Source organism: Halomonas sp. H33-56 (genome assembly GCF_040147035.1).
In the GTDB taxonomy this organism is placed as follows: Bacteria; Pseudomonadota; Gammaproteobacteria; order Pseudomonadales; family Halomonadaceae; genus Halomonas; species Halomonas litopenaei.
This window is the reverse complement of sequence record NZ_JAMSHP010000001.1, coordinates 433,571-452,598: the sequence shown is the minus strand read 5'-3', so window position 1 is coordinate 452,598 and position 19,028 is coordinate 433,571. Positions and strand designations below refer to the sequence as shown.

At 65.7% G+C, this 19,028-nt stretch carries 20 protein-coding genes; 7 read left to right on the top strand and 13 right to left on the bottom strand.

What is annotated here, in order from left to right:
• Nucleotides 1–351: 351 nt before the first annotated feature.
• From NFH98_RS02055 to NFH98_RS02045, 3 genes are all read left to right on the top strand, one after another.
• Nucleotides 352–2,283: a beta-ketoacyl synthase gene (locus NFH98_RS02055; protein WP_348828113.1), complete on the top strand. Its 1,932-nt coding sequence runs from the start codon at nucleotides 352–354 to the stop codon at nucleotides 2,281–2,283.
• Nucleotides 2,283–2,762: a pantetheine-phosphate adenylyltransferase gene (coaD, locus tag NFH98_RS02050; RefSeq protein WP_045991410.1), complete on the top strand. Its 480-nt coding sequence runs from the start codon at nucleotides 2,283–2,285 to the stop codon at nucleotides 2,760–2,762. The genes NFH98_RS02055 and coaD overlap by 1 nt, the downstream gene beginning before the upstream one ends.
• Nucleotides 2,763–2,949: 187 nt before the next feature.
• On the top strand, nucleotides 2,950–3,198 hold the full coding sequence (locus NFH98_RS02045; protein ID WP_045991409.1) for a YfhL family 4Fe-4S dicluster ferredoxin: 249 nt from the start codon (nucleotides 2,950–2,952) through the stop codon (nucleotides 3,196–3,198).
• A gap of 137 nt (nucleotides 3,199–3,335) precedes the next feature.
• Here the strand turns inward: NFH98_RS02045 and NFH98_RS02040 are convergent, their stop codons facing one another.
• The 10 genes from NFH98_RS02040 to NFH98_RS01995 form a co-directional block, all read right to left on the bottom strand.
• A complete protein-coding gene (locus NFH98_RS02040; protein ID WP_124804980.1) occupies nucleotides 3,336–3,773 on the bottom strand; it encodes a TadE/TadG family type IV pilus assembly protein in 438 nt (145 codons plus the stop codon).
• Nucleotides 3,774–3,776: 3 nt separating this feature from the next.
• Nucleotides 3,777–5,402 (bottom strand): pilus assembly protein TadG-related protein, encoded by a 1,626-nt coding sequence (locus NFH98_RS02035; protein ID WP_349622147.1) that lies wholly within the window; start codon nucleotides 5,400–5,402, stop codon nucleotides 3,777–3,779.
• A gap of 154 nt (nucleotides 5,403–5,556) precedes the next feature.
• Nucleotides 5,557–5,976 carry a DUF3613 domain-containing protein gene (locus NFH98_RS02030; RefSeq protein ID WP_108448539.1) on the bottom strand — a complete coding sequence of 140 codons (420 nt, stop codon included), beginning with the start codon at nucleotides 5,974–5,976 and terminating at the stop codon, nucleotides 5,557–5,559.
• Entirely contained in the window at nucleotides 5,973–6,782 is an 810-nt protein-coding gene (locus tag NFH98_RS02025) for a tetratricopeptide repeat protein (protein ID WP_162816407.1), read from the bottom strand. Before NFH98_RS02025 ends, NFH98_RS02030 begins: the two co-directional genes overlap by 4 nt.
• Nucleotides 6,783–6,804: 22 nt before the next feature.
• On the bottom strand, nucleotides 6,805–7,683 hold the full coding sequence (locus NFH98_RS02020; protein ID WP_108448447.1) for a type II secretion system F family protein: 879 nt from the start codon (nucleotides 7,681–7,683) through the stop codon (nucleotides 6,805–6,807).
• A gap of 44 nt (nucleotides 7,684–7,727) precedes the next feature.
• A complete protein-coding gene (locus tag NFH98_RS02015; RefSeq protein WP_108448446.1) occupies nucleotides 7,728–8,606 on the bottom strand; it encodes a type II secretion system F family protein in 879 nt (292 codons plus the stop codon).
• Nucleotides 8,603–9,883 carry a TadA family conjugal transfer-associated ATPase gene (locus tag NFH98_RS02010; protein ID WP_222515740.1) on the bottom strand — a complete coding sequence of 427 codons (1,281 nt, stop codon included), beginning with the start codon at nucleotides 9,881–9,883 and terminating at the stop codon, nucleotides 8,603–8,605. Before NFH98_RS02010 ends, NFH98_RS02015 begins: the two co-directional genes overlap by 4 nt.
• 43 nt (nucleotides 9,884–9,926) lie before the next feature.
• Nucleotides 9,927–11,246 carry a type II and III secretion system protein family protein gene (locus NFH98_RS02005; protein WP_213229997.1) on the bottom strand — a complete coding sequence of 440 codons (1,320 nt, stop codon included), beginning with the start codon at nucleotides 11,244–11,246 and terminating at the stop codon, nucleotides 9,927–9,929.
• 205 nt (nucleotides 11,247–11,451) lie between these two features.
• A complete protein-coding gene (gene cpaB / locus NFH98_RS02000; RefSeq protein WP_349622146.1) occupies nucleotides 11,452–12,369 on the bottom strand; it encodes a Flp pilus assembly protein CpaB in 918 nt (305 codons plus the stop codon).
• Between the two features lie 36 nt (nucleotides 12,370–12,405).
• A complete protein-coding gene (locus NFH98_RS01995) occupies nucleotides 12,406–12,648 on the bottom strand; it encodes a Flp family type IVb pilin (protein ID WP_349622145.1) in 243 nt (80 codons plus the stop codon).
• 438 nt (nucleotides 12,649–13,086) lie between these two features.
• Here NFH98_RS01995 and NFH98_RS01990 point away from each other — a divergent pair, with 438 nt between their 5' ends.
• The 3 genes from NFH98_RS01990 (at nucleotide 13,087) to NFH98_RS01980 (ending at nucleotide 16,564) form a co-directional block, all read left to right on the top strand.
• A complete protein-coding gene (locus NFH98_RS01990; RefSeq protein ID WP_231498423.1) occupies nucleotides 13,087–14,430 on the top strand; it encodes an MATE family efflux transporter in 1,344 nt (447 codons plus the stop codon).
• Nucleotides 14,431–14,581: 151 nt separating this feature from the next.
• Nucleotides 14,582–15,889, top strand: a complete 1,308-nt coding sequence (locus NFH98_RS01985; RefSeq protein WP_045991402.1) for a short-chain fatty acid transporter — start codon at nucleotides 14,582–14,584, stop codon at nucleotides 15,887–15,889.
• Between the two features lie 171 nt (nucleotides 15,890–16,060).
• Nucleotides 16,061–16,564 carry an acyl-CoA thioesterase gene (locus NFH98_RS01980; RefSeq protein ID WP_045991401.1) on the top strand — a complete coding sequence of 168 codons (504 nt, stop codon included), beginning with the start codon at nucleotides 16,061–16,063 and terminating at the stop codon, nucleotides 16,562–16,564.
• Nucleotides 16,565–16,684: 120 nt separating this feature from the next.
• On the opposite strand, the gene NFH98_RS01975 is transcribed toward NFH98_RS01980, so the two are convergent.
• The 3 genes from NFH98_RS01975 to NFH98_RS01965 form a co-directional block, all read right to left on the bottom strand.
• A complete protein-coding gene (locus NFH98_RS01975; RefSeq protein ID WP_045991400.1) occupies nucleotides 16,685–16,999 on the bottom strand; it encodes an I78 family peptidase inhibitor in 315 nt (104 codons plus the stop codon).
• A 356-nt stretch (nucleotides 17,000–17,355) separates the two neighbouring features.
• Nucleotides 17,356–17,487, bottom strand: a complete 132-nt coding sequence (locus tag NFH98_RS01970) for an entericidin A/B family lipoprotein (protein WP_045991399.1) — start codon at nucleotides 17,485–17,487, stop codon at nucleotides 17,356–17,358.
• 221 nt (nucleotides 17,488–17,708) lie between these two features.
• Nucleotides 17,709–18,455 (bottom strand): sulfite exporter TauE/SafE family protein, encoded by a 747-nt coding sequence (locus NFH98_RS01965; RefSeq protein ID WP_045991398.1) that lies wholly within the window; start codon nucleotides 18,453–18,455, stop codon nucleotides 17,709–17,711.
• Nucleotides 18,456–18,546: 91 nt separating this feature from the next.
• Between NFH98_RS01965 and NFH98_RS01960 the strand changes: the two genes are divergently transcribed.
• Nucleotides 18,547–18,972: an HIT family protein gene (locus NFH98_RS01960; RefSeq protein ID WP_045991397.1), complete on the top strand. Its 426-nt coding sequence runs from the start codon at nucleotides 18,547–18,549 to the stop codon at nucleotides 18,970–18,972.
• The last annotated feature ends 56 nt before the right edge of the window (nucleotides 18,973–19,028 follow it).

Here is a 19,028-nt window from a genome sequence, read left to right as displayed (position 1 = left end):
GCGCATGACTGAGGCAAGACCAAGTGCTAACATCGCTGGCCTGAATCCCTCTCCCATGGCAATATCGAACGGCGTTTTGCTTGGGGCGCACGCGGCATCGCGCGAGGCACGACTCCTCGCCGCCAGAATGGTGAGGTTCAGGCTCCTCTCGACCGACGCTTGCAGGCGATCGTCACGCTATCGCTGCAAGGCAACACGAGAGTCGAGCCGTCTTTACCTCGTTCACGGACAGCCAGGCTGTCCGGGTCTGTCGCAGCGCCCTTCAATGTCGTTTCTCCGCTCCGAGAGCGAGCCTTTCACCCGCTTCAATACGAGGACTCCGGCTTGTCACACTTACCGGTGATCGTGGGCATGGGCGGCGTCAACCCGGCCGGCCGTACCTCGGGCCACCAGGCCTTCCGTCGCACCGTGCTCGACGCCCTTCCCGAGGCCGAGCAGACCTCCACCCTGCTCGGCCTGGCGGCGATGATGCGCCTGGCGCACTGCGACGCCGACCAGCGCTGGCACAACGCCCAGGGGCAGGTGCTCGATGCCGCCCAGCTGGCGCTGGAGACCCGCGACCAGGTGCTCAGTCACACCCTGATTCGTCGCATCGAGGACCCCCGTTTCAATGACGAGGGGCTGCCCGCCAATCGCCGCGCCAACCTGGCGCTGGAATCGCCGTTGACCTTTCGCCTGCGCCGCAGGCAGCTACCGGACAACCTGCCGCCCACCTGGCAGGTGCGTGAGGTCGATCGCCACCATCTGGAAGTCACGGTACCCGCCGGCCAGATGGACGTGATGCTGCCAGAGACCCGCCAGGCCCAGGTCCGCGCCGCCGGCCAGTTGCCCAGCGGCTTCGACCCGAGTCAGCTCTACCGTAGCGTGCACCACCCGCGCGGGCTTTCCATGGCGGTATTCGCCGCCAGCGACTGCCTCGGTGACAGTGGACTCGACTGGGACTCGCTGCGCGACCGCCTGGACCCGGACGCCATCGCCGTCTATGCCGGCAACTCCATCGGTCAGCTCGACGACGAGGGCTGGGGAGGCCTGCTCAAGAGCTTCGTCTCGGGCAAGCGCGCCACCTCCAAGCAGATGCCGCTGGGCTACGGCCAGATGCCCGCTGACTTCCTCAATGCCTATGTGCTGGGTAGCGTCGGTGCCACCGGCGCCGCTCTGGGCGCCTGCGCCAGCTTCCTCTACAACCTGCGCCTGGGCATCGACGACATCAGAAGCGGCCGCCGCCGCATCGTCATGGTCGGCACCTCGGACGCCCCGATCACCCCCGAGATCATCGAGGGCTTTCGCACCATGGGGGCGCTGGCCGACGACGACAGCCTCAAGGCGCTGGACGCCCTGGAGCTTCTGACCGACGCCGACTACCAGCGCGCCAGCCGTCCCTTCGCCCGTAACTGCGGCTTTACCATGGGGGAGTCCAGCCAGTTCGTGATGCTGATGGACGACAGCCTGGCGCTGGAAGTGGGTGCCGATATCCTGGCCGCCGCACCGGAGGTGTTCGTCAACGCCGACGGCTGGAAGCGTTCGATCTCGGCCCCCGGCATCGGCAACTACGTGACCCTGGGCAAGGCCTGCTCGCTGATTCGCGACATGCTCGGCGAGACCAGCCTGCGAGAACGCAGCTATATCCACGCCCACGGCACCTCGACGCCGAAGAACCGCACCACCGAGTCCCATGTGTTCGACGCCGTGGCCAAGGCCCACGGCATCACCGACTGGCCGGTGGTGGCGATCAAGGCCTACCTTGGCCACTCCCAGGGCAGCGCCGCCGGCGACCAGCTCACCAACGCCCTGGGCAGCTTCGCCTACGGCCTGCTGCCGGGCATCTGTACCCTCGACCGGGTCGCCGACGACGTCCACGCCGAGCGCCTGCGACTGTTCAAGGACACCCAGGCGTTCAAGGCCGACGCCAGCCTGATCAACGCCAAGGGCTTTGGCGGCAACAACGCCACCGGGGTGCTGATCTCCCCCGAGGCCACCGAACGGCTGCTGGCCAAGCGCCACGGCGCCGATGCCATGGCCGCCTGGCGCGAGCGTCGCGAGGCGACCCGGGCCCAGGCCGCCGTCTACCACCAACAGGCCGATGCGGGACACTTCGCCGTGCGCTATCGTTTCGGTGAAGGCGTGCTGGAAGGCCCTGAGCTTGAGGTCGGTGCCGACAGCATCCACATCCCCGGCTACCAGCAGCCCGTGTCGCTGAGCGTGGACAATCCCTTCGGCCGGCTCGACGAAGCCGGCGACGAGCTGGACACGCCGCTCGCTGACGAGAGACAGGAGAAGAGGTGATGACCACCGCCATCTATCCTGGCACCTTCGATCCCATCACCAATGGCCACTATGACCTGATCGAGCGCGCCTCGCGGCTGTTCGGCAAGGTGGTGGTGGCCATCGCCTCGAGCCCTGGCAAGGGCCCGACGCTGGACCTGGACACCCGCCTGGCGCTGACCCGCGAGGTGGTTGCCTCCCTTGGCAACGTCGAGGTGGTGGGCTTTTCCGGCCTGATGACGGAGTTCATGAAAGAGCAGAACGCCCGGGTGCTGCTGAGAGGCCTGCGCGCCGTCTCCGACTTCGAGTACGAGCTGCAATTGGCCAACATGAACCGCGCCCAGATGCCGGACCTGGAGACCGTGTTCCTGACCCCGGAGGTGGAGAACTCCTACATTTCCTCCACCCTGGTGCGGGAGATCTCTCGGCTGGGCGGCGACATATCGAAGCATGTGCACCCCAAGGTCGCACAAACCCTGCGTAGCCATTACAATACTTGACCATCACACTGGGAATTGACCTCGGCGCGCTGCGATCAGGCCGTGGTCTTCCCATTGATTCCGAACTCCAGGGTGGCTATCGGCCATGCCGAGCCCCCGTGCAGCCTGCCCGGCCCCCTCGCGACGGCGAGATTCCGGCGGCTCGCTGCCTTGGCCCTGTGGCCACGACTCTGCGCGAGGACCCCCAATGTCACTGATGATCACCGACGAGTGCATCAACTGCGACGTCTGCGAACCGGAATGCCCCAATGGCGCCATTTCTCCCGGCGAGGAGATCTACGTCATCGACCCCAACCTGTGCACCGAATGCGTGGGCCACTATGACGAGCCCCAGTGCCAACAGGTGTGTCCGGTGGACTGCATTCCGCTGGACCCGGAGCGGGTCGAGAGCCATGATCAGCTGATGGAGAAGTACCACATCATCACCGCTGCCTGAGTCCGGCAACGGGCCAAGCCTGCAGGACGACGCAAGCCACGCCCCGCACACCACCTCTCGCAAGCCACGACCCGAAAATCTCAACGAGCCGCCCAAGGGCGGCTCGTGTCGTTTCAAGGCCAGGGGCGGCACGCCGGCTAGAGCTTGATCACCGCCCGCCCACTCAAGGCGTCGGGCAGATCGGGGACGCTGATGCCCGCCACGCTCAAGGTCTTTATCGAAAGCGAGCGCTCAAGACACACCGTGAGGGTGTCGTCCTCGATCGCCACCCTGGCACCTTCGATGCAGCCAGGGGTATCGTCGGCGAGCCAGCCCATGGCCTCGATGCTGTCCAGCACTCGCTGGGTGGCCTCGGCCAGCATATCCTCGTCGGCGAGCCAGGGGGCGCTCGCCACCACCGCGGCAGACCTGGCCGCCTCGCTGGTCACCTGGGTCAACTGGTGCTGCTGCACCATGGCCACCGAATAGCTGACCAGGGCGTACAGCAACAGCAGGAAGATCGGCAGCACGATGGCAAACTCGATGGCCACTGCTCCGCCCTGGCGGCACGCCCGCGTGCCCTTGCCTCTATGCATGGTCTAGGTTCCTCCTCGACAGCCGGCCTGGGTTGCCTCGCAGGCAGTCAACGACTCGACGCCTCCGGCGTCCACCGCCAGCACCCGCACCTCCAGGGTGTTGATACCGATGCCCAACCCCTCGAGCAGCGGCTCGAGCAGTATCGTATTGACGTCCGTGAGGGTCCCGGACAACAGCGCCGAGAGCCCCAGGTCTGATAGCAGGCCGCTGAGCACGCCGGTCAGTTGAGCCCCCCCCTGGTCATCGAACTCCGCTCCCTTCTGCGCTGGCCAGCGGATGAGCTGCGTGGCATCACCAGTCCCGCCGGAGCGCACGGTCTGCGAAACCGAGCCGATGCCGAGCAATCCAGTACCCTCCACCGACTGGGTGACCTCGAGCAATTCGCGCCTGGCGGCGAGCGTCAGCGCGAGGCTATCGTCCGCTGGGGCCAGTGAACCGATCGCCGCCTTGCCACTGGCCCCGGTCACTCGCGTGCTCGCCTTCACACCGATCAGCCCAAGAACATTCAGCTCGACATCCAGCGCCACCCCGAGCTGGGCATTGCGTGCCACGCTGCGATAGCAACTGGAAGGTGCACAATCGCTCGCGAGGCTTGCCGCTGAGGGCCCCGGAGGGCCCACGGCGATGCTCGGCGGCGAGATGACGTCGAGTTCAAGCGAGATATCGGCAAGGCCTAGCCCCAGGCCGACAACAAGCGGCGAGAGGTCGGCCAAGCCGAGACTGACGCCATCCTGCTGCTTGCTGGTCGTCAGCAGCAACGCCCCTTCGAGCAGATCCCGTACCGGAACGCGTGCCTCGAGCAAGGATGTCATCGACACTTCGCCGCTGGTATCGATCGCCAGCAGCTCGCCCAGGGTGAAGCTCTCGCCCGGCGCGTCGCCAAGCACCGGGTTGCCACCCGCCAGATCCAACACCGATGCCAGTCGACTGCCCAGCGTGTGCAGATCCAGAGGTTCGTTCAAGGTCTGGGCCAAGTTCTGAGCCAGGCCCTCATCGAGGTCGACGTCCAGCGCTTCCACGTCCAGCACCTCGCCCAGGCTGACGTCCAGGCCCACGCCGTCATCTGCACCCAGCACGGTGAGATCGAGACTCCCCCCGATCAGCTTGCCGAGCAGCGCATCGAGCAGCGTCGACTCGCTGGTATCGAGCGCAAGCAGGCGGGTGCCGGCGCTCAGGGTCACCACTGCGGTTCGCCGCGCCACACCGCTGGCCTGGAACATGACCAGATCTTCCACCTCGTTCCCGAGCAGCTCTCCCAGGTTGGCCAGCAGGCTGCTGGGCACCTGGCGGTTCAGGACCACCCTGACGGCGTTGGCCAGTCCCGCCTCCTCATCAAAAGCACCTTCATCGTCCAGCGCCCCCTGGGTCACCGCCAGAGTGGCCTCGCCCTGTTCGCTATCGGCGCCCACGACGACTCCGTTGGCCGCGACGGCGGCGATGGCGGCCTGGCGCAGCTCTCCCGAGCGGCACGCCTCGCCCTGAAACAGCGCGTCGCAGCTTGCCGCCGTCGAGACCGCCGCCAGGTCGGCAGCCTGCTGAAGTCGGCGCTGCTCGAGATACAGGCGACCGGCGTCCAGTGCCAGCGTCACCACCACCACCAGCCCCACCAGCAAGAAGGCGGTCATCACGCCGATGGCGCCACGCTGGGAGGCCGGGCCACACCTGCGCTCCTTCGCTCGCCCAATCGCCTGAGAACTATCGCCCACCGGCCAGCCGGTTCTGGCCTTTCCGGTTACGTGATTCGGCCAGGGCTCAACCCGCGGCGACGGCGCCATGACACGTCTAGTCCTCGCCAAAGCCCGTCTCGATATAGCGCTCAGGAATCGGGTGGCCGAAGCTGTCCACATAGCGCTGGTAGATCTGACCTTGCACCTTGCCCGAAAGCGCCTGGGGCGAGGGTGACGCCAGGCGCCCGTCGCGCTGGACGGCCAGCAGCGTGCGGGTACGCTCGCCGAAGGGATCCCGGGTGGCCGGCAGGCGCACGACCTGCGACGAGGCAACGGCCTGGGAGCTGGTCTGCGCGGTTGCTGTCTGCTGCGCGCTGGCGCTGTCGGGCCAGAACACCAGCGCCAGGCTGACCAGCAGGCAGATAAGGGCGACGGTGACCAGCGTTCGCGGCTCGAGCAAGGTCTTTTTCGACAACAGGTTCGACAGCATGGACAGGCGCTCCTTGCACGGATGGATGGATCGACGAGGCTTCATGACTCTTCACTCTCGGCCTGCGCCCCCGGACGTGATACCGACGGCGATGCCGAGCCCGATGCAGAGAGCTCTGTGGCTGCAGCGCTATCGCGCACGCCCACCAGCCGTGCATCCACGCCGAAGTGCAGGGCGGCGTCGGCGGCACGCTGCCGCTGTCCGCTGCGGCTCAGCGCCAGCACCAGATTGGCGGCGGCCTGCTCGTGCCCCGGGTCCAGCTCGAGCGCGGTGCGGAACTCCTCGGCGGCGGCCCGATTGTCCCCCGCCAGCATCAGCAGATAGCCCAGGTCGTTGCGAATGCGTGGATCAATCGGCCGTGTCTGGCGGGCTTCGCGCATCAGCGCCAGCGCCTGCTCACGCCGTCCCTCGCTGAAGGCATTGCGGGCCAACCCGCGATAGCCGTCCGCAGCCAGGCAGGTGCCCAGCAGGGCCTCGTAGGCCCGGTCGCTGGTGACAGTGTCGCCGACGGCGCGTAGCGCCTCGCCCTCAAGCCGCCAGGCCAGCGGTAGACCATAGTCGCCGGCCTCTAGATGGGCCGCGGCCGAGCGCGGCTTGTCGTCGTCCAGCATGCGCTGGATCAGCGACAGCTCGACGCCGATCTCGGCGTCGTAGCGTCGGCCGCAGGGGCCGACGCTCTGCTCCGGGGCGGCCCGCGAGATGTCCGGCGACAGCGCGCCCAGCGCCGCCATCGACGTCGGGCCATCCGGTGTACTCGAGCATCCGGTCATCAGCACCACACCGGTGACCAGCCACAGGGGACGCATCTTCGGTAATGGCGAGCGCTTCTTCAGCGTTGTTGTCGTGCGCATGGGCGCCTCCAGCGATCCGTTGTCATGGTCCACCGAGCGACCCCATCAGGCCGCCCAGGTTGACCAGCGCAGGCCCTGCCATGACGATCAGCAGGGCGGGAAACAGGCACAGCATCATGACCAGCGACATGGTGCCGGAGAGCTGGCTGACCTTCTGTTGCAGCCGGGTACGTCGCTGCGCCCCGAGGCGATCGACCAGGGTCGCCAGACTGTCCCTGGCTCGCCCGCCGGTACGGGCGATCTGGGCGAACAGCAGAAAGAACTGCTCGACCCCTTCGCTGGCCTGCACCGCGGCCGCCTCTTCCAGCACCCGTTCCCGGTCCTGGCCGCTGTCGATACGATTGGCCACGACACGAAGCTCCAGCACCATGTCCGGGGTGGTCGCACCAAGCTGCTGGATCAGCCGGTTGAGCAGGCTCTCCAGGGTCATGCCGGTGTCCCACAGCATCCGCGTCACCTGTAGCACCAGCTCGATATCCTCATCGAGTCGCCGAATACGTCGTCGCCGCTTGCGCTCCATGGCGAGCCAGCCGAGCCCGAGCGCGAAGCCTCCCCAGGCGGCTCCCATGACAACCACCGCCATCGGTGGCCTGCCACCGGCCAGCGCCAGAAGCCCCCCCAGCATCACCGCACCGACAGCGAGCACGCCCCAGGCCAGCAACACCGCAAGCTGCGCCTTGGCACCGACATGCCCGCACTGGCGCAGGCGCAACGACAGTCGCGCCGCCATACCCTGCTGACGGGACCGACTACGCCACAGGCCGCGCCCCTCGCGCAGCAGCCGGGATTCGTCGTGGCGTCGCTCGCCCTCGGCGCCCAGCGGCCGGCGGGCGCTGATCAACAGCAGTGACGCCGCCAGCGCCAACGCCATCACCGCCCCGCTCCACCATAGGTTCCACATCCGCGCCTCCTGTTCGTTATCGTCATGTCGCGACGCGCCCGGGTTTACACCGACTTGAGCATTCGCCACAGCAGCCAGCCGCCGCCGAGCTGCAGCGCCACCGCCAGCATCAACGCCTGGCGTCCGCCGGCACTTTCGAGCATCGGTGCCAGAAATTCCGGCTGGGTGAAGTGGATAAACAGCGTCAACGCCAGCGGCGACAGTCCCAGCACCCAGGCGCTGACGCGGGTCTCGCCGGTCATGGCGGCGAGTTCTCGGCTGCTTTGCTCGCGTTGATGCAGGGCCGAGGCGAAGGCGTCGAGCATCTCGGAAAGGCTGCCGCCGTGACGCTGATTGATGCGTATCGCGGTGGCCAGCAGCCGCAGTTCGTCGAGCCTGAGTATCTGGCCCTCCCGGGCCAGGCCCTCGTCCAGCTCCTGGCCCAGCTGGCGACGCAGCTTTACCCGGGAAAGGGCATCCGACAACGGCGGTCGAGAGCGCTTGATGGCCTGTTCGAAGGCGGTTTCCAGGCCCTGACCGGCGCTGAGCCCTCGCGTGATCTGCCCAAGAAAGGGCCCAAGCTGGCGCCTCGCCCGGCGTCGCAGCCTCGCCGCCCTGAAGCGAATCAGGGCGTTGGCTGCCAGCACCATGACCAGCACCATGGCGGGGCCCCACACCGCCCCCAGCCGCGACAGCAGCAGCATCGCCAGCACCAGCAGGCTGCCTCCCGACAGCGCCACGACGGCCGGCGAGGCCGGCAGCCCCGCCGCGGTGAGTCGCTCCACCAGCCACTCCATCAACGAATCCTGGGACATCAGCCGCCGCCGGGCGGTACGTGTGCCACCTGCGGCGCGTTCTGTAAGCGCACTGGCGCTCTTCAGCAGCAGCCAGGCGGCGCCCCCCAGGCATAGGGCTACCAGCGAAAACATCCCCCAGACCGTCATGGCGAAGGCTCCTGCAGGGAGCTCAGCAGCCGGCGCCAGCCGATCGGTGAGTCATCGTCGCCCGGTGGCTGCAGCGAGGGCACCGCGCCACCGCCGGCTCGGTACAAGGGCTCCAGCTGGACTTCGCCGCGCTGGAGACCACCGACTCGCAGTACCTCGGCCACCCGACGCTTGCCGTCGCTGCCCCGCTCCACATGGACGATCAGATCGAGGGCGGTGGTGATGATCTGACGTACCAGGGCGTCGGTGCCCTGAAAGCGTGACATCCGTACCATCATTTCCAGGCGCACCACGGCGTCGCCGGCGGAGTTGGCGTGCACCGTGCTCATGGAGCCCTGGTGGCCGGTATTCATGGCCTGCAGCATGTCGAGCACCTCGTCGCCCCGGCTCTCCCCCAGCAGCACCCGGTCAGGACGCATGCGCAGGGCGTTCTTGACCAGGGCGCTGGCGCCGACTTCGCCCTCGCCTTCGATGTTTGGCGCCCGGGTCTCGAGGCGTACCACGTGTTGGCTCGCGAGTTGCAGCTCGGCGCTGTCCTCGATGGTCACCACCCGCTGGCTGGCCGGTATCGCCCCACTCAAGACGTTGAGCAGGGTGGTCTTGCCGGCACCGGTGCCGCCGCTGATCAGCACATTGCAGCGCTCTTCCACCGCCCTGCGCAGAAAGGTCATGAGGTTGGGCGGCACACTGCCCATGGCCACCAGGTCATCGGCACCCAGCGCCTCGCGGCGAAACTTGCGAATCGACACGCTGGGGCCATTGAGCGACAGCGGCGCGATGATGGCGTTGACCCGGGAGCCGTCGGCCAGTCGCGCGTCGACCATGGGGCTCGACTCGTCCAGCCGTTTACCCAGGGGGGCCAGCATGCGTCGCACCACCCTCAGCACATGGTCGTCGTCGAGGAAGTTGACCGCGCAGGGTTCGAGCCGACCACCGCGCTCGATAAACACCTGGGAATGGCCGTTGATCAGGATGTCCGAGATACCGTCATCGGCGAGCAGCGGCTCCAGCGGCCCAAAGCCGTTGAGCTCGCGGCAGACACCTTCGACCAGCCGCTCGAGACACTCGTCGGAACGGGCGTAGCCCCTGAGTCTGAGGGTCTCCTCGATCAGCTCCCGCACCCGCTGGCGTAGCTGCAGCGGATCATCCAGCAGTCCCCGTGAATCATCCTCGAGGCGCTCGATGACCAGCTGGTGCAACTCGCTGACCAGCCCAGGCCCCACCACCGGGGCGGACTGGGGCTCAGTTTCCTGGACTCGCTTTTGACGAAAGTGCATGCATCCTCCTGATCGCCGAACACCAGCCGTCGAACGCCAACCTTCAGGGACTGAAGCCGACCTCGGAGACACGCTGGATCTCCTGGGCATCACGGGGATCGAACATCAGCTCGAGAAAATTGGGGTCATAGTCCTCGAAAGCCTCCCCAGGCATCGGCCCCAAATCGACCCCGGCAGCCAGTGGCCGCACCAGGTGGGGGGTCACGATCATCACCAGCTCCTTCTCGTCGCGATCCAGTCGGGTGGAGCGAAAGAAGCTGCCGATCACCGGGATATCGCCAAGCCCCGGAATCTTGTCCACGCTCTGGATGATGTTGCGACTGACCAGGCCACTGATGATGAAGCTCTCGCCGTTGCCGAGCTGCACGGTGGTGTCGGTCCTGCGCACGTTGAGTGCCGGCACCGCCACTCCTGCGGTCTGCACGCCCCGGGAGAAGTCGAGTTCGGACACCTCGGGCGCCACCTTGAGCATGATCCGACGCTCATCGAGCACCGTCGGCGTCAGCTGCAGGCGAATACCGAACTCCTTGAAGTCGACGCTGATCTCGTCATCGCCGCTTTGCACCGGGAAGGGAAACTCGCCACCGGCCAGGAAGCTGGCGGTCTGGCCCGACAGGCTGACCAGGCTGGGTTCGGCCAGGGTGTAGGCGAAGCCGTTGGCGCTCAGCGCACTGATCGCCGACAGCACCCCGCTGGTGTTGACCTGGATGATCGAGAAGCCACCGTCTCCGGCGTTGGGTGCCACCGCACCGCCAGAAAGGAAGTCGAGGGTCTCGTCGCTGCGCCCCAGCGCGAAGCGGGTCGAGCCGGCCTGGTTGCGACCGATGAAGAAGCCGGCCGAGGCCATGCGACTGCGGTTGACCTCGACGACGCGGATATCCGTCTGCACCTGAACAGGGCCTAGCTGCTGGCTGGCATCGATAGGAGGGGTAGCGAAGCGTGACACCGCCTGATCGTGGCGTTCCAGCGACCTCGTAACGCCACGGATCTCGGCGCTGGAAGAATGGGGGGCCAGCGAATACTCGCCTTCGAGCCCCTCGCCGCCGGCGGGACGTACCTGAATGAGCGTCTCACGGGGCTGGCTCGCCCCCGCCGTCCACACCTTGAGGGTGGTGCTGCCCGGCCCCACCGCGGTGACCAGCAGCGAACGCGGGTCCAGAACCTGGGCCTCGACCACGTCGCCCCGCCCCACCGCCGTGCGGGTGATACGGCCGGGCTGGCCCAGCCACTCCTGATCGCCGACCGCCAGGGTCAGCGGCGGCTGTTGCGCCAGCGCCAAGCCGTTGCTTGTCGTGACGCCGGCCAGCATAAGTGCCAGACCGAATACAAGGCCAAGCACCAGGCTACGCCCAAGGCCGAACATCAGGCACGGTGCCGAAGGGGCCGCGTTCGCCAGACGGCTAACCGGTGTTCCGGCGCACGTACCCCCGCGCCCCGATCTGCGTGGGACGATCTCATTGTCTCGCGTCATGGTCCTTCCTGTTCCCTGCGCGGGCGCGGTATCTCGCCTTTCCCTCGGCGACTACCGGCCTCTCGTTATGGTTGTCTGCCTGCTTGCTCCACCGCCGTCACGGCAGGGTGACCACGCTGCGACTGGCGCCGACGTGCTGCACCACCCGATAGCCGGTCTGTGGCGGCGCGGGAGCACTTTTCGCTGCCGGTCGCTCGACACCGGTCAACTCCTCGAAGCTGACGGTCTGGCCCGGCTCACTGAGGCTCTGGCCCAGGGATACCGGCAGGAAGCTGGCGCCGCCTGCCATCATGCGCAGATCATCGATCCCCTCGCCAAAGCCGGCGGCCTCCTCGCTGCCCACCACCGCCAGGCGCAGCCGCCCGGTGGTCTCGGCCAGCAGCAGCCGGGCGGTCTCGGTCTCGGGCATCGCCAGCACCGCGGTGCGCTCTCCACCCTTTTCGTCGTCACCGTCCACGCCCACCAGTCGCTCGCCGACCCCCAGCACCGACACGTCGGCAAACAGTCGTCGCGCCAGGCGGTGTCGCTCGCCACCTTCCCCCTGAGCCTCGGCAAAATAGAGCACGTCGACGCGATCCCCCGGGGCGACGAAACCACCGCCCCCGATCACTGCATCGATGCCGACCCCCACCGCGCGAAAGCCCGGAGGCACCACCTCGGCCAGGGCACTGCCACCGACAAAGCCGCTTTCACGCAGCACGTCGCCTTCCGCCAGAGGACGTGCCAGGCGCGTGTCGGGCAACTGATCGAGAGTAGAGAAGGTGCTTGCAGGCGGCTTGGGGAAGTAGGCCAGGCGCAACGCGTCTTCGAGATCGGCAGGACGCTCCCCCGCTGCAAGGTCCCTGGCCGCCACCAGAACCGGGTGGCCCAGAGGTTCAGGGGTGGGCTCGGGGCCTGACACCGAATCGACGCTCGTCGTCATCGCGGTACGACTTAGCGACCAGCCGATAAAGGCCATGACCAGAGCGCAGAGCACCAGACCACCAGCCAGCACCCTTAATAGGAGAGGTGACATTAAGAAAGGCCTTTATAATCTATATAAAATCAACGGCTAGGTGCCGTCACCGTCACCACTGTCGGTAATTCCTGATATCTGGGTATCAAGCAGGTCTGTGATGCTATCCATGACACCGCTCTGAACGGCGAGCACGATCGCGACACCAATTACAGCAAGAATGATCGCATACTCGATCGCGCTGGCACCGCGCTGTCCACGGTAGCGGGGGTGATTCAGGGTGGAAATATTGCGCACAGGGGCCGCCTCGCCCCGGGAAAAGCGCTGGAATACTTTCATTTTGACACTCCTGCGTAAAATCGTTTTTTTCTTTGTATATCGCCAGCTTTTCGCGAGTGATTCCTGTTTTCTTCTTATACCTCCTGCCTTTTATTAATCCTTTTTTATTAATATCGACCTCTCTTTATTAGTAGTCATCCTGACTATTTTTGTCATCCTCTAGAATGAAACCAAGCGTATCTATTGATTAACAGGAGATACAGATTGTTTCATCACACGAGATGACACTTGAATGATATATCGGACATTTCAACTCCAGACATGGCCCGCCCTGAGCAACCACTTCCCGCGACGCGACCGCCATGCCTGGCGACGGCATTACCTTGAGGCCGTCGCCTTGGGGTCATGGCCTTGACCCCCTTCCCCCATCACCGGACACTTGCCCACCTCGCCGCCGTCCCGTTACGCCCTTGCCTTCAGCCGAACAGGCCTTTCATCGTGTCGACCTCCACCAGCACCTTCTCGTCCACCCTCGAACGCCTGCCGCGCATCGCCGGCCTGGCCTGGCCGATCATCCTGTCCAATATCACGGTGCCGCTGCTGGGCCTCGTCGACACCGCCGTGGTCGGCCACCTGCCCGACTCACGCTACCTGGCCGGAGTGACGCTGGGCGCGACCCTGTTCGGCTTCCTCTACTGGGGGTTTGGCTTTCTGCGCATGGGGACTACCGGCCTGACCTCCCAGGCGCTGGGACGCGAGCGCGACGATCAGGTGCGCCATCTGCTGGGGCAGTCGCTGCTGTTGGCAGGAGGGATCGGACTTGCGCTGATCCTGCTGGGTGACCCGCTGATCGCGCTGGGGCTGTGGCTACTGGATGGAAGCCCCGAGGCTACCGGGCTCGCCGAGAGCTACGCCGCCATTCGTCTGCTGTCGGCGCCAGCGGTGCTGGCCAATTACGCCATCCTCGGCTGGTTCCTCGGCCAGCAGAACAGTCGGGTGACGCTGTTGCTGCTGCTGACCAACAACGGCGTCAATATCGTGCTCGATGTGCTGTTCGTAGTGGGACTCGACATGACCAGCGACGGCGTGGCCTGGGCCACGGTAATCGCCGACTACACCACCGCCGCCCTGGGGCTGTGGCTGTGCCGTCGACGCTTGGGCCGACTGGGCGGACATTTCGAGCGGGCGCGGCTGTTGACCATTGGCGCCTACCGGGAGCTGTTCTCGGTCAACGCCAACCTGTTCGTGCGCACCCTTGGCCTGCTGTTCGCCCAGGCCTTCTTTACCGCCCAGGGGGCGTCCCAGGGGGACACCGTGCTGGCCGCCAACGCGGTGCTGCTGCAGTTCATCATGCTGACCTCCTACGGCCTGGACGGCTTCGCCAACGCCGCCGAGGCCCTCACCGGTCACGCCATCGGTCGCCGTCGTTTCGATGACTTCGCGCTGTCGGTGCGCGCGGCGGCGTTGTGCTCGCTGGCCACCGCGGCCCTGGCAAGCCTCGCCTTCGCGCTGGGTGGCAACGCCCTGATCGCGCTGCTTACCGGCCTGCCGGAGGTGCGCGCCACGGCGGCCCAGTTTCTGCCCTGGATGGTCGCCATGCCGCTGATCGCGGTGTGGAGCTACCTGCTCGATGGGGTCTTCATCGGCGCCACCGCGATTGCCGAAATGCGCAACTCCATCTTCATCGGTCTGGCGGTCTATCTGCCGCTGTGGTGGCTGACCCAGGGGCTCGGCAACCACGGCCTGTGGCTGGCCTTTACGACCTTTACCGCAGTGCGCTCGGCGGTACTTGTGACCTACTATCTTCGCTATCGCAGCACGCGCTGGCGTGACACTGCCTGAGGAGCGACGGCCGAAGATCACCGATGGTGAATGTGCCGAGACGTTATCTGCCTTACAGGTGGTTTTGACTCACGGGCGCCTGCTGCGGCACCGTTGACTCCCAGTGGCCCGGGAAGGCCCTCTTTCACAACCAGAAGAAGCGATACACGCCATGCTGAGAGCATTGTCACGACCCGCCGTGAAACTGGTGGAACGCTATCTGCCAGATCCCTACATCTTCGTCCTGTTGCTGACGATCATCGCCGCCGCAGCAGCCATCGCCATCGAACGCCAGTCGCCCATGGCCGTGCTCACCTATTGGGGTGATGGCTTCTGGAACCTGCTGAGCTTCTCCATGCAGATGCTGCTGGTGCTGGTCACTGGCTTCATGCTGGCAAGCTCACCGCCGGTCAAGCGACTGCTGCAGAGCCTGGCAGGCCTTGCCAACAATGCCGGCGCCGCCATCCTGCTGGTGACCCTGGTGTCGCTGGCGGCCAGCTGGATCAACTGGGGCTTCGGTCTGGTGGTCGGCGCCCTGTTCGCCAAGGAGCTGGCCCGGGTCATTCGGGTGGACTACCGCCTGCTGGTGGCTAGCGCCTACTCCGGCTTCGTGGTCTGGCACGGTGGTCTTGCCGGCTCGGTGCCGCTGACTATCGCCACCGATGGCCACTTCTCGGTGGAGCAGATCGGCGTGATCGGCACCAGCGAGACGATCTTCTCCTACTTCAACCTGTTGATCGTGCTGGCCCTGTTCATCGCGGTGCCGCTGGTCAACCGGCTGATGCTGCCCGGCGAAAAGGAAAGCGTCTACGTCGATCCGGCGCTGCTGGGAGATGACGAGGACCGTCGGGTACGCATCACTCGCCCGGCCGAGCGCCTCGAGAACAGCATGACCCTGGCGCTGCTGGTGGGCGTACCGGGTCTGATCTATCTGATCAGCTACTTCGTCGGCGGCGGCGGTCTGAACCTGAACGTGGTCAACTTCATGTTCCTGTTCCTGGCCATCATCCTCCACCGCACCCCCCAGAGCCTGCTCAACAGCCTGCACGAGGGCATCAAGGGTGGCGCCGGCATCGTCATCCAGTTCCCCTTCTACGCCGGCATCATGGCCATCATGATCCAGTCGGGACTGGCCGAGACCATGTCCGAGGCGATGATCTCCTTTGCCACCGAGACCAGCCTGCCGTTCTGGACCTTCCTCAGCGCCGGCATCGTCAACATGTTCGTGCCCTCCGGCGGCGGCCAGTGGGCGGTTCAGGCCCCGGTGGTCATTCCTGCCGCCCAGGCGCTTGGCGTAGATATTCCCCGTGCGGCCATGGCCGTGGCCTGGGGTGACGCCTGGACCAACCTGCTGCAGCCCTTCTGGGCGCTGCCGGTACTTGGCATCGCCGGGCTAAAGGCCAAGGACATCATGGGCTTCTGCCTGATCCAGTTGTTCGTCACCGGCATCATCATCTCGGTCTGCCTGACCTGGCTGTAGAGGCCTCCCGGAGCGTCAGTCGGGCGCCTGGTGGCCTGTACAGCCGAGGCGACAACTGACTTTCAACGAGCGCCTTGTCCCCTTGCCGGGGGGCAAGGCGTTATGCTGTGGTGGAGCGCCAGACAGACGCCAACAGCCCCCCCCCGCGCACCGTATTCCGAGGAAACTTCGATGGCAGAGCAGAGCCTACCGGGTCAGCACGAATTGAGCATGACCGTACTGATGACCCCCGACATGGCCAATTTCAGTGGCAAGGTACACGGTGGTGCCATCCTCAAGAAGCTCGACGAGGTCGCCTACGCCTGCGCCAGTCGCTACTCGGGCCATTATGTGGTGACCCTGTCGGTGGACCAGGTGCGCTTCAAGCAACCGATCCACGTGGGCGAGCTGGTGACTTTTCTGGCCAGCGTCAACCATGTGGGCCGCTCTTCCATGGAGATCGGCATCAAGGTGGTGGCGGAGGACATCCGCCAGAAGGTCATTCGCCACACCAACAGCTGCTACCTGACCATGGTGGCGGTGGACCCCGACGGCCGCCCGGCCTCGGTGCCTCCGCTGACCCTGGACACGCCAATCCGCAAGCTGCGCTACGAAAAAGCCGCGCTGCGCAAGAAGTTGCGCAAGCAGGCCGAAGAGGAAGAGATGCGAACGAACCAGGAACTGGGCGAGCGCTGAAGGCGTGCCATCCCCCGACAGCTCGATACGTCTTCACACAACAAGTCCACACAACCAGTCCACACAACAAGGCCGCCCCGAAGGGCGGCCTTGTCGATTGCCGGGCGGGCAGCGTGACGCTCAGCCGCAGGCCAGCTCACGGATGACATCGGCATCATCCAGGCGCACGTTGAGGCGATCCAGCCGCAGGTCCATGGTGGCAACCCCGCCGGGACGCAGCACCCGCACCGTCTTGGCCCCGCTCTCGGCCTTGAGCCGTTCATCGAAGCTGGCGTCGTAGCTCTGGCCGACCAGGCCCTGCACCGCCTCGGCGTCGCAGGCCTCGGCCATGGGAGCGCGCTCCGGCGGCAGCGGTGCCGGTTCGCCGGATCCGCCGGACGACGACGAGCAGCCGGCCAGAGCCGCGACCAGCAGCAGGGGAAGAAGTGGTTTCATCGATGGCCTCCAGTGCCAGAAATCCTTGTGCAAGCGCCCGCCAGCCTCGTATCGCTGCAGCGCGCCTCAAAACCTATCACGGCGCTGCGCCTGACGGACAGGCCGTGGTCAACTCGTTGCCAACTGACAGACCTGGCGGTCGGGACGACGAACATGGAACCTGTTGGAGACAGCAATGGCGGGAAAGTTCCGACGGAGAAACGGATAGCGCGAGTCAGCAGAGGCACGGCGACAAAGAGCACCCATGGGGAGAAAAGCGACGACGAGGCGGCTCACCGCCGTGGTTCTTCTCGCTGCCCCTACGTTTCCTGGCTCGGTCTAGCGGGAACGTTTCCGGCTAGACCGAGCCTTTCTGGCTAGCTGGAGCTTTTCTGGATCGCCTCTCCACCCTTCTCGATATCCTCGCCCACCCCACGAACGGTGTTGCAGCCGTTCAACAGCGCCAGGGTGAATACTGATACCAGAATCAACGACAGCATCCTTTTCATGGTTCCTATCTCCTTGCAGCCAGGCAGGTAAGCGAAATACATCATCCTCTGACAATCTAGCACGATCACCGCCCATCGCTAGCCTCCCAGCCAACGCTCGGACGAGGTAATCCGCCACACGGCACAACGCCAGACGCCGTCCGGCAACTGCGAAGCCCCTTCACGTCAGTGCCAAGCCACTCACGACAGCGCCACCTGGGACATGACCATCGCGTGGCCGCTTATGATAGCGCCAGCTTGAGGATGATCACGCCAATCACCGCCACCGTCAGCCACTTGACCACCATGGCGCCACGGGAGCTCATGTTGACCTTCACCGCCAGCCAGGCCCCGGTCATGCTGCCGGCAGCCAGCACCAGGCCGTAGCTCCAGCGCACCTGGTCGTGCCACAGGAAGATGGCCAGCGCCGGCAGGGTGTAGACCAGGATGATCAGTACCTTGAAGGCGTTGACCTGGCCAAGATCGATCTTGAGCATGCGATAGAGCACGATCATGAACAGGATGCCGACACCCACCTGCAGAAAGCCGCCATAGAGCCCGATGACAAACATCGCCAGATAGACCCCAGGGGTCAGTCGCTCGACGGTCAGCGGGCGGGTGTCGAGCTTCGGCTGGGGCAACAGCATGATGATCGCCGCGGCCACCATCACCACCATCAAGATGGTTTCGAACAGGGCGTCGCTGACCCTGAGCGCCAGCCACACCCCCAGCATCGAGCCCAGTACCGCGGGCACCGACAGGCGCAGGCTGAGACGGATATGACGGGCACCGGCGCGGAAGAAGTTGGCCACCGCCGACACGCTCTGCAGGGTGATCGACACCCGGTTGGTACCGTTGGCCACCTGCGGCGGCAGGCCCAGAAACATCAACAGCGGCAGGGTCAGCATCGAGCCCCCGGCCGCCAGCACATTGATAAAACCTGCCACGATACCCGCAAGCAGCAGGGCCACTCCCTCGACTGGCGTCATCTGTCGTCCTCTGTTCGAATCATCTGCGTTGTCACCCTGCCCACCCGCTCTGATGTACCCTAGGCGCTGGACACCATCCTGGAGGCCTTGCATGAGCGACTTCGTCGTCGATCCGCGCCTCGTCGCGGACAGCTACCCCATCACCGAACTGCCACTGTGTCAGCTGCGGCTGATGGACGACGCCCGCTATCCCTGGCTGGTGCTGATCCCGCGCCGCGCCGAGGTGAGCGAGGTGTACGATCTGTCCGAACAGGACCAGCAGCAGCTATGGCGAGAGGCCACCCGCATCGGCAAGGCGTTGAAGGCCTATGCCAGCGGCGACAAGCTCAATATCGCCAGCCTCGGCAATATGGTCGCGCAACTGCACATCCACGTCATCGTTCGCCACCAGGGCGACCCCGCCTGGCCTGGCCCGGTGTGGGGTCAGGGCCAGGCGACGCCCTACGACAAGGACAGCCTTGCCGCCACCAAGGACCGTATCCTGGCGCTGGCAGGCGGGCTGTCCTTCAAGGGTTGAACGAGACGGTGTGATGCTCGGGGCAGTGCCCCGGGCATGGCCCCGGGCCGCCAGAT

Coding starts and splice junctions, on each gene's coding strand:
- NFH98_RS02055 (WP_348828113.1), top strand. CDS start 352: ATGGGCGGCGTCAACCCGGCCGGCCGTACCTCGGGCCACCAGGCCTTC.
- coaD (WP_045991410.1), top strand. CDS start 2,283: ATGACCACCGCCATCTATCCTGGCACCTTCGATCCCATCACCAATGGC.
- NFH98_RS02045 (WP_045991409.1), top strand. CDS start 2,950: ATGTCACTGATGATCACCGACGAGTGCATCAACTGCGACGTCTGCGAA.
- NFH98_RS02040 (WP_124804980.1), bottom strand. CDS start 3,773: ATGCATAGAGGCAAGGGCACGCGGGCGTGCCGCCAGGGCGGAGCAGTG.
- NFH98_RS02030 (WP_108448539.1), bottom strand. CDS start 5,976: ATGAAGCCTCGTCGATCCATCCATCCGTGCAAGGAGCGCCTGTCCATG.
- NFH98_RS02025 (WP_162816407.1), bottom strand. CDS start 6,782: ATGCGCACGACAACAACGCTGAAGAAGCGCTCGCCATTACCGAAGATG.
- NFH98_RS02020 (WP_108448447.1), bottom strand. CDS start 7,683: ATGTGGAACCTATGGTGGAGCGGGGCGGTGATGGCGTTGGCGCTGGCG.
- NFH98_RS02015 (WP_108448446.1), bottom strand. CDS start 8,606: ATGACGGTCTGGGGGATGTTTTCGCTGGTAGCCCTATGCCTGGGGGGC.
- NFH98_RS02010 (WP_222515740.1), bottom strand. CDS start 9,883: ATGCACTTTCGTCAAAAGCGAGTCCAGGAAACTGAGCCCCAGTCCGCC.
- NFH98_RS02005 (WP_213229997.1), bottom strand. CDS start 11,246: ATGTTCGGCCTTGGGCGTAGCCTGGTGCTTGGCCTTGTATTCGGTCTG.
- cpaB (WP_349622146.1), bottom strand. CDS start 12,369: ATGTCACCTCTCCTATTAAGGGTGCTGGCTGGTGGTCTGGTGCTCTGC.
- NFH98_RS01995 (WP_349622145.1), bottom strand. CDS start 12,648: ATGAAAGTATTCCAGCGCTTTTCCCGGGGCGAGGCGGCCCCTGTGCGC.
- NFH98_RS01985 (WP_045991402.1), top strand. CDS start 14,582: ATGCTGAGAGCATTGTCACGACCCGCCGTGAAACTGGTGGAACGCTAT.
- NFH98_RS01980 (WP_045991401.1), top strand. CDS start 16,061: ATGGCAGAGCAGAGCCTACCGGGTCAGCACGAATTGAGCATGACCGTA.
- NFH98_RS01975 (WP_045991400.1), bottom strand. CDS start 16,999: ATGAAACCACTTCTTCCCCTGCTGCTGGTCGCGGCTCTGGCCGGCTGC.
- NFH98_RS01970 (WP_045991399.1), bottom strand. CDS start 17,487: ATGAAAAGGATGCTGTCGTTGATTCTGGTATCAGTATTCACCCTGGCG.
- NFH98_RS01965 (WP_045991398.1), bottom strand. CDS start 18,455: ATGACGCCAGTCGAGGGAGTGGCCCTGCTGCTTGCGGGTATCGTGGCA.
- NFH98_RS01960 (WP_045991397.1), top strand. CDS start 18,547: ATGAGCGACTTCGTCGTCGATCCGCGCCTCGTCGCGGACAGCTACCCC.